Origin of the sequence: Streptomyces sp. NPDC086787, assembly GCF_044745865.1 — a bacterium.
Lineage (GTDB): Bacteria > Actinomycetota > Actinomycetes > Streptomycetales > Streptomycetaceae > Streptomyces.
Genome location: NZ_JBIVBC010000009.1, coordinates 287,506 through 294,597 on the forward strand (window position 1 = coordinate 287,506; position 7,092 = coordinate 294,597).

At 70.8% G+C, this 7,092-nt stretch carries 7 protein-coding genes; 5 read left to right on the forward strand and 2 right to left on the reverse strand.

Going from position 1 to position 7,092, the window contains the following annotated elements; translation table 11 throughout:
• Positions 1–12 precede the first annotated feature (12 nt).
• Positions 13–1,287, forward strand: a complete 1,275-nt coding sequence (locus ACIPK3_RS22850) for a histidine kinase (protein ID WP_402572334.1) — start codon at positions 13–15, stop codon at positions 1,285–1,287.
• On the forward strand, positions 1,284–1,952 hold the full coding sequence (locus tag ACIPK3_RS22855) for a response regulator (RefSeq protein ID WP_402572291.1): 669 nt from the start codon (positions 1,284–1,286) through the stop codon (positions 1,950–1,952). The genes ACIPK3_RS22850 and ACIPK3_RS22855 overlap by 4 nt, the downstream gene beginning before the upstream one ends.
• Positions 1,953–2,016: 64 nt before the next feature.
• Here the strand turns inward: ACIPK3_RS22855 and ACIPK3_RS22860 are convergent, their stop codons facing one another.
• Together ACIPK3_RS22860 and ACIPK3_RS22865 are read right to left on the reverse strand one after the other, a co-directional pair.
• On the reverse strand, positions 2,017–2,871 hold the full coding sequence (locus ACIPK3_RS22860) for a ricin-type beta-trefoil lectin domain protein (RefSeq protein WP_402572293.1): 855 nt from the start codon (positions 2,869–2,871) through the stop codon (positions 2,017–2,019).
• Positions 2,872–3,117: 246 nt separating this feature from the next.
• On the reverse strand, positions 3,118–4,044 hold the full coding sequence (locus ACIPK3_RS22865) for a DUF3152 domain-containing protein (RefSeq protein ID WP_402572294.1): 927 nt from the start codon (positions 4,042–4,044) through the stop codon (positions 3,118–3,120).
• A gap of 207 nt (positions 4,045–4,251) precedes the next feature.
• Between ACIPK3_RS22865 and ACIPK3_RS22870 the strand changes: the two genes are divergently transcribed.
• The 3 genes from ACIPK3_RS22870 to ACIPK3_RS22880 are packed head-to-tail and all read left to right on the forward strand — an operon-like array spanning position 4,252 to position 7,003.
• Positions 4,252–4,932 (forward strand): response regulator, encoded by a 681-nt coding sequence (locus ACIPK3_RS22870; RefSeq protein WP_402572296.1) that lies wholly within the window; start codon positions 4,252–4,254, stop codon positions 4,930–4,932.
• Positions 4,933–4,937: 5 nt separating this feature from the next.
• On the forward strand, positions 4,938–6,449 hold the full coding sequence (locus ACIPK3_RS22875; RefSeq protein WP_402572298.1) for an ATP-binding protein: 1,512 nt from the start codon (positions 4,938–4,940) through the stop codon (positions 6,447–6,449).
• Positions 6,446–7,003 carry a hypothetical protein gene (locus tag ACIPK3_RS22880; protein ID WP_402572300.1) on the forward strand — a complete coding sequence of 186 codons (558 nt, stop codon included), beginning with the start codon at positions 6,446–6,448 and terminating at the stop codon, positions 7,001–7,003. Before ACIPK3_RS22875 ends, ACIPK3_RS22880 begins: the two co-directional genes overlap by 4 nt.
• The last annotated feature ends 89 nt before the right edge of the window (positions 7,004–7,092 follow it).

A 7,092-nucleotide genomic window follows, 5' to 3' on the forward strand; every position in this document is an offset into this window, starting at 1 on the left:
GACTTCAGCGGGATGGGACCGCTGGTCGCCCGGCTCGGCCGGGCCGGCCAGCGGCTCCGGTGCGCCGATCGAGCCCGTCCTTGGGTACTGGACAGTGCGGTGGTGCTGCTGGTGCTCCTGGCGTTCTGTCTTCCCGACCTGCTGCACGCGAGCGGCCTGACCGACGGCAATGGTGACGGTGACGGACCGCACCACTTCCGAGTGGCGTTCACCCGGTTGCCCCTGCCGGCGATGCTGGCTCTGCAGGCCGGCCTGGTGCTGCCCTTGCTGTGGCGACGCCGGGCACCCGCGGTGGCCTTCGGCGCGGTCACGGCCGTGTTCGTTCTCCAGTGGGCGATCGGCGCCGCGCTTCGCGCGGACGTCGCCCTCTTCGTCGCCCTGTACAGCCTGACCCTGCACGGCCGACTACGGCAGCTGCCGTGGGCCTGCGCTGTGACAGCGGGGGCGCTCGGTCTGGTCGCGGCGCGGCTGTCAGCGGCGGTCTCGGTCTGGGACGCGCTGTTCTTCCTGCTCAGCACGGCGACCGCGGCCCTCGCGCTCGGCCTGATGATCCGCATCCGGCGGGCTCAGCTGGCCGGTCTGCGGGATCGCGCGGCCCGACTGGAGATCGAACGCGACCAGCGTGACAGGCTCGCCGTCGCCACCGAGCGGACGCGGGTGGCCCGCGAGATGCACGACATCGTCGGCCACAACCTGTCCGTCATCATCACCCTCGCCGACGCGGGCGCCTACGCCACCGCCGCCGCCCCGGAGCGGGGCGAGGAGGCCCTGCACCTCATCGGCGACACCGGCCGCCAGGCCCTGAGCGAACTGCGGCGGGTGCTCGGCGTGCTCCGCGAGGCGGACGGCGAGCGAGGCAAGCCCGAACTGAGCCCGCAGCCCGGGCTCGCGGACATCGGCGCCCTGTGCGAGGCGGTGCGCGCCGCCGGCCCGGAGGTCGTCTACCGTACGGCCGGTGACGTCGACACCCTCGACGGCGGGGTGCAGCTCACGGTCTACCGCATCGTGCAGGAGGCGCTGACGAACACCCTCAAGCACGCCGGCGCGGGCGCCCGCGCGAACCTGGCGATCGTCGTCGAGGACACACTGCTGACCATCACTGTCCAGGACTCCGGCCCGCCCACACCGGTCGGCCGTCCCGGCGCGGCGAACGACGAAGAGCACGGCCTGGTGGGCATGCGAGAACGAGCGACCCTCTACGGAGGGCACGTCAGCGCGGGCCCGACCGGTGCCGGCTGGACGGTGCGCGCCACCCTCGACCTCGCTCCGCGGGGTGGCGCCCGATGACGACCGTGCTCGTCGTGGACGACCAGCCGCTTCAGCGGTACGGCTTCCGCATGCTGCTCGACTCCGTGCCGGAGACGGATGTGGTCGGCGAGGCCGCGCACGGAAGCGAGGCCGTCCGCAAGGCTGCCGAACTGCGCCCCGACGTCGTCCTCATGGACGTACGCATGCCGGGTATGGACGGCATCGAGGCCACGCGCCGCATCGTCGCCGCCGGTGACCGTTCCCGGGTCCTCGTGCTGACCACCTTCGACGTCGACGAGTACGTCTACGCGGCCCTGCGCGCCGGAGCCAGCGGCTTTCTCCTCAAGGACGCCCGCCCCGAGGAACTCCTCGCCGGAATCCGTGCCGTGGCCGTCGGCGACGCGGTGATCGCGCCCGCCCTCACCCGCCGCCTGCTGCACGAGTTCGCACGACTGGTGCCACCCGGCGGCAACGGCTCTGCCGAGGATCCGCGCCTCGGCGCGCTCACCGGCCGCGAACGCGAGATCCTCGTCGCCATCGGCAAGGGCTGGTCCAACGGCGAGATCGCCACACGTTTCGTGCTGTCGGAATCCACGGTGAAGACCCACGTCGGGCGCGTCCTGTCCAAGATCGGCGCCCGCGACCGCGTCCAGGCAGTGATCTTCGCCTACGATCACGGCCTGGCCCGACCTCATGGGAGCTGAGCCCGCGACACCGGCGACGGGAACGCCTCCTCAGCCGACGGGCGTTCTCAGCCGGCGCGCGTTCTCAGTGACCGGCGGTTGACGCGCGCCAGGCCTGGTTGCCACCGCCGCCGCAGTCCCACAGCTGTATCGGTGTTCCGGGTGCGGTGCCGCCGTTGAAGGCGTCCAGGCAGAGGGTGCCCTGACGAATGCTGCCGTCGGCGAGAACCGTCCAGCTCTGGTTCTTGCCGCCGTCGCACTCCTCGGCGACGACAGGAGTTCCACGGACGTCTCCGCCGGGTGCCCCGGCGCACAGGCCGTTGGCGGTCCGAAGCTCGTGGGCGCTGCCCTGGGCGAACGACTGGGGGGATCCGCCGTCACATCTGGCAAGGTGCAGCCGCGAGTCGGAGGAGTCCAGGCAGAGTGCCGACGCAGCGCCCACGTAGGCGACGTCGACGGGGCTGCTGGAGACATCGGGCGCCGCGCTGCGCCGCGCGGTCGTCCTGGTCGGCTTGGTGGCGGACGCGGAGGGCGATGCCTCGGTGGTCGGATGGGAGGACACGGTCGCCGTGCCCGCCCCGGCACCGCCGTCGGCCCCTGTGATGGGGAGTTGCACGGGTGAGGGCGCGGCGTTGGCGGGAAGCCCGGCATCGGTGTGGTGCTTGTCGTCTCCGAGGACCAGCACCGCGACCGTCAGGACAGCAGCGCTCACGCCGACGAGCAGCGCGACGCGGGTCCGGCGGGCGACCGGCGATTTCGTACGGCCCGGTTCCCTTCCCGTGGTCGCGTGCTCTGTTCGGTGCGTGGGGCCACCGTGTTCCGTGAAGGCGGCTATCCACATCTCGTCGAGCGGAGTGGGTGCGGCAGGGCGGTAGACACTGGGAGTCGCGGCCCCGTCGTTGTCCGCGGGCAGGTTTCGAGGACTGCGCTCTGCGGTCATTTCTCCCGGTCTCCTTGTGCGCATGACTCGACGGCCACCCCGGCAGCCCAGGAGTCTTCAGTTGAGGTCGCGGCGGTACACGTTTCCGCGGCCGGCGCAACACTCGGATGAGCCATGATCGCCGCGGCCGCCAGGATAACCGGAATGCAGGGTTCGACTACGACTTGGGAACGTAACGCTTGGGAACACGGGGAAGGCGACGCGGCAGTCCGCGGCATCGACGTGCCGGGCCGCGGCAGTGCCGGTTCAGTTCACGTGCGGCCCGGCGATGATGTTGCCGTTGTCGTCGTAGGGCCAGGCGTTGGCGACGCATCCGTGCAGACTCTTGATCTGCTGCATCATCACGGGCGCCGGTAGTCCGGGGCCCGGGCAGGCCATGTGCGTGTAGCCCAGGAAGTGGCCCATCTCGTGGTTGATGATCAACGCCCGGTAGCCGTGGATCGGACCGTCGAAGTTGGGCGAGCCCTCGACCCAGCGCTTGAGGTTCACCACCACTCCGCCGGGAATCTCGCAGTTGTACTTGCCTTCGGTGTCCTGACGGATGCCCGCCCAGCACAGCGCGTCCGCCGTTTTCGGTGTCGCGATCACCACCTTGATGTCGTGGGGCTGGCCCTCGCCGACCAGTTGGAAGGCGAAGTCGTGGTTCTCGGTCCAGCCCCGGGGAGCGGCGAGGATGTCGGCGATCTCGTTCGCCGCCTGGGTCGGTGAGATGTCGATCCCCTTCTCCAACTGCACCACGTAGCGCAGCGGGTGCGGGCCCCGGCCGACCTTCGCTCCACCGGCACGGGCGGTGACGAAGGCGGCGCCGCCCGCGGACGCGGGTGACTTGCCGTGCGCCGACGTCGCACCCGGGGTGGGTTCGGGTATGGACGTGCTGTCCGCCGTGTCCAGAGGGAGCGACGCGCCGTCCACCGTGTCGTTGGACGTGCCGGTCGACGCGCCCTTGGACGTCTCGCCTCGCCCGTCGTGCAGGAAGTACGCCACGGAGCCGAGCAGTCCCACGGCCACCAGCACGCCGACCGGACGGCTCCAGCCCCGGCGGCGCGGACGGCCCCGGCGGCGGGAAGGCCGGTTCTGGCCGCCGCCGCGGTGGGAGGGCCGACGCGGGCCGCCACCGGCGGCCGTGGTGCTGCTGGTGGACGGTGCGGAGTGCTGCTGTCGTACCGAGTGCATGGCAACTCAGGCTGGCCAGGCCAGATGATGGCACCTGGCCCGATTGGTCACAAGACAGTAACGAGTGGTTTGGCGGCGGCTCTCGCCGTTTTGGGCCGAAGCCCACGGCAGACCGCCCGTCACCGGGCCGGGACCGCCCCTACACCGGGCGGAGACGGCCTCCAGTCTCGGGACAGCCGGCGAAGGCGACGTGCATACACTGCCGACGTGCCACGAGTACTGATCATCGAAGACGACCCAGATGTCCGTAAGGCCGTCCAGTTGGGGCTGCGCCACCAGGGCCACGAAGTACTCGCCGCCGAGACGGGTGAAGAGGGGCTGGAGCAACTCCGCAGGTTCCACCCGGACGTCGTCGTACTCGACCTCATGCTGCCCGGCATGTCCGGTCTCGACGTGTGCCGGCGAACCAGGGACCGCGACCAGGTGCCGATCATCATCGTGACCGCCAAGGGGGACGACATCGATGTGGTCGTCGGTCTGGAGGCCGGGGCGGACGACTACGTGATCAAGCCCGTGCAGGCCCGGGTGCTCGACGCGCGAATACGTGCCGTCCTGCGCAGGCAGGACGCGCCGGCCTCCGATGCCGTCCGGCCCAGGGCGGAGACGCACGGCGAACTGGTCATCGACAGGGCAGGCATCCAGGTGACCCACCGCGGTACAGCCGTCGCGCTCGCCCCCTCCGAGCTGCGCCTGCTGCTCACCCTGTCGGCCTCGCCCGGCCAGGTGTTCAGCCGCCAGCAACTGCTGGAATCGGTCTGGGAGCACAGCTACCACGGCGATGTCCGCGTCGTGGACGCCTGCGTGAAGCGACTGCGCAGCAAGCTCGGCGTGGATCCGCAGTACATCGAGACCGTACGCGGCTTCGGCTACCGCTTCGAGACCCGGTGAAGCCGGTGCGGTTTCCACGCGGAGTCCTGGCGCGGGTTCCGCTCGCGCTGCGTGGCCTGCGCTTCCGTCTGGCGGTGGCCTTCACTCTGGTCGCTGTGGCCAGCGCCCTGAGCACCGGAGCCCTCGCGTTCCGGGAGGCACGGACAGGGGTGCTGCAACAGAGCCAGGACGCTGTCATCCGGCAGTTCCGCGCAAGCGTCGACGTGGCCGCTTCCGGCTTGCCCCCGGCGCCGGGCCAGGTCCAGTTGCAGGCGGCCGTGAACCAGGTGCTGTTCGCCAACCAGTCACAGGGGTGGCAGGTACTGGCGACGTACGGCAACCGGCGTGCCTACGCCTCCAGTGACGCCTTCGACAAGGTGACCCCGGAACTGCGCCGGTCGGTGCGGAACAACCAGGTCGCGGTGTTCCAGCGGGTGACCGCCGGCGGGCATCCCTACCTCGTTGTGGGCATGCCGGTCACCTACACGTCCAGCGCGGACGACACGCCCAGGCTCTCCGGGTTCGTGATGTACCTGGTGGTACCGCAGAACACCGAACAGGCCTACGTCACAGCCATGATCAGCGCCATCGAGCACGCCACCCTGGTGGCAGCGGGCCTCGCCGTGGTTCTGGCGCTGCTGGCCGCGAGCGGCGTACTGCGGCCCGTGCGGGCCCTGCGGCGGGCGACGCGCCGGATGGCCGAGGGGCACCTCGACGTACGGCTGGCCGTCAACGGTTCCGACGAACTGGCCGACCTCTCGCGGTCCTTCAACGACACCGCTGCCGCGCTGGAGCAGTCGGTCGCCGAACTGCGCCGTCTGGAGGCCCAGGCACGCCGCTTCGTCGCGGACGTCTCCCATGAACTGCGGACGCCACTGGCGGCGATGTCGGCGGTCACCGACGTACTCGACGAGAACGCGACACACCTGGGCCGGGAGACCGGTGACGCGTTGCAGCTCATCAGCGACGGCACCAGCCGACTCAGCGGGCTGGTGGAGGACCTGATGGAGATCTCCCGCTTCGACGCGGGCGCCGCCGAACTCAGCCTGGACGAAATGGACTTGGCGGAGTCCGTGCAGCGCACCCTCGCGTCTCGCGGGTGGCTCGGTCAGGTGGAGACGCAGATGCCCCCACCGGGCGTCCTCCGGGCCCGTGTGGATCCACGCCGCCTCGACGTGGTGATGGCCAATCTCGTCGGCAACGCGCTGCGGCACGGGGCGCCGCCGGTGCGGCTGGTCATCCGCGTGCGGCAGACGCCCGCGAACCTGGCGTGGGCCGTCATCGAAGTGACCGACAACGGACCGGGGATCGCGGAGGACGCCTTGCCTCATATCTTCGAGCGCTTCTACAAAGCGAGCACCACACGGACCAGAAGTGAGAGCAGCGGGCTGGGGCTGGCCATCACCGCCGAGAACGTGCGTCTGCACGGAGGACGCATCAACGCCGCGAACCTGCCCGGTGGCGGTGCGGTGTTCACGGTCGAACTCCCCCTGCACCGCGACTCCGCCGACGACGACACCAGTGCGAGCGCGCGGTGAGGGGGTCGCGCGTACCGGCGCTCCTGGTCGGCGTCGCGGCCGCGCTCACGCTGGCCGGATGCGGTGTCCCTCCGTCCGGCGTCATCCAGGCCGGTCAGCCGGCGGGCGGCATGTTCTCCCCCGGTCCGGAGTCCTCGGCGCCCACCGGGATCCGCCTGTTCTTCCTGCGCGACGGTGAACTGACGCCCTACCCCCGCGCCATTCGAACACCTGGCGACTTCGGGCCCGTGGTGCGCTTGCTGTTCGCGGGGCCGACCGAACGCGAGTCCGCGACGGCTTCCACGGACCTGCCCCGCCTGACGGAAGCCCCGCAGGTGACAGTGTCCGGTTCGAACACCGTTTCCGTCCGGCTGCCGTCGCTCGCCTCTCCCCTGAGCCGCCGGGCCATGATGCAGTTGGCGTGCACCGTGTCGGGCACGCCGTACGGCCCGGCGGCCACGGACACACCGCGCCCCACCGCGTCCCGTACGCCTTTGGTCCACATGAGTGTTCACGTGCTCGGGAACGGATGGACGATGACACAGTCGGACGCCTCGTGTCCGGACTACGCCTAGGGCGTGTCTGACAATTCCCGTCGTCCGCCCGGAGGGCGGGCCTCGCGGGGGCTGGTGCGTGCGATCGCAAGGCGCCGGAGCGCCCTCGT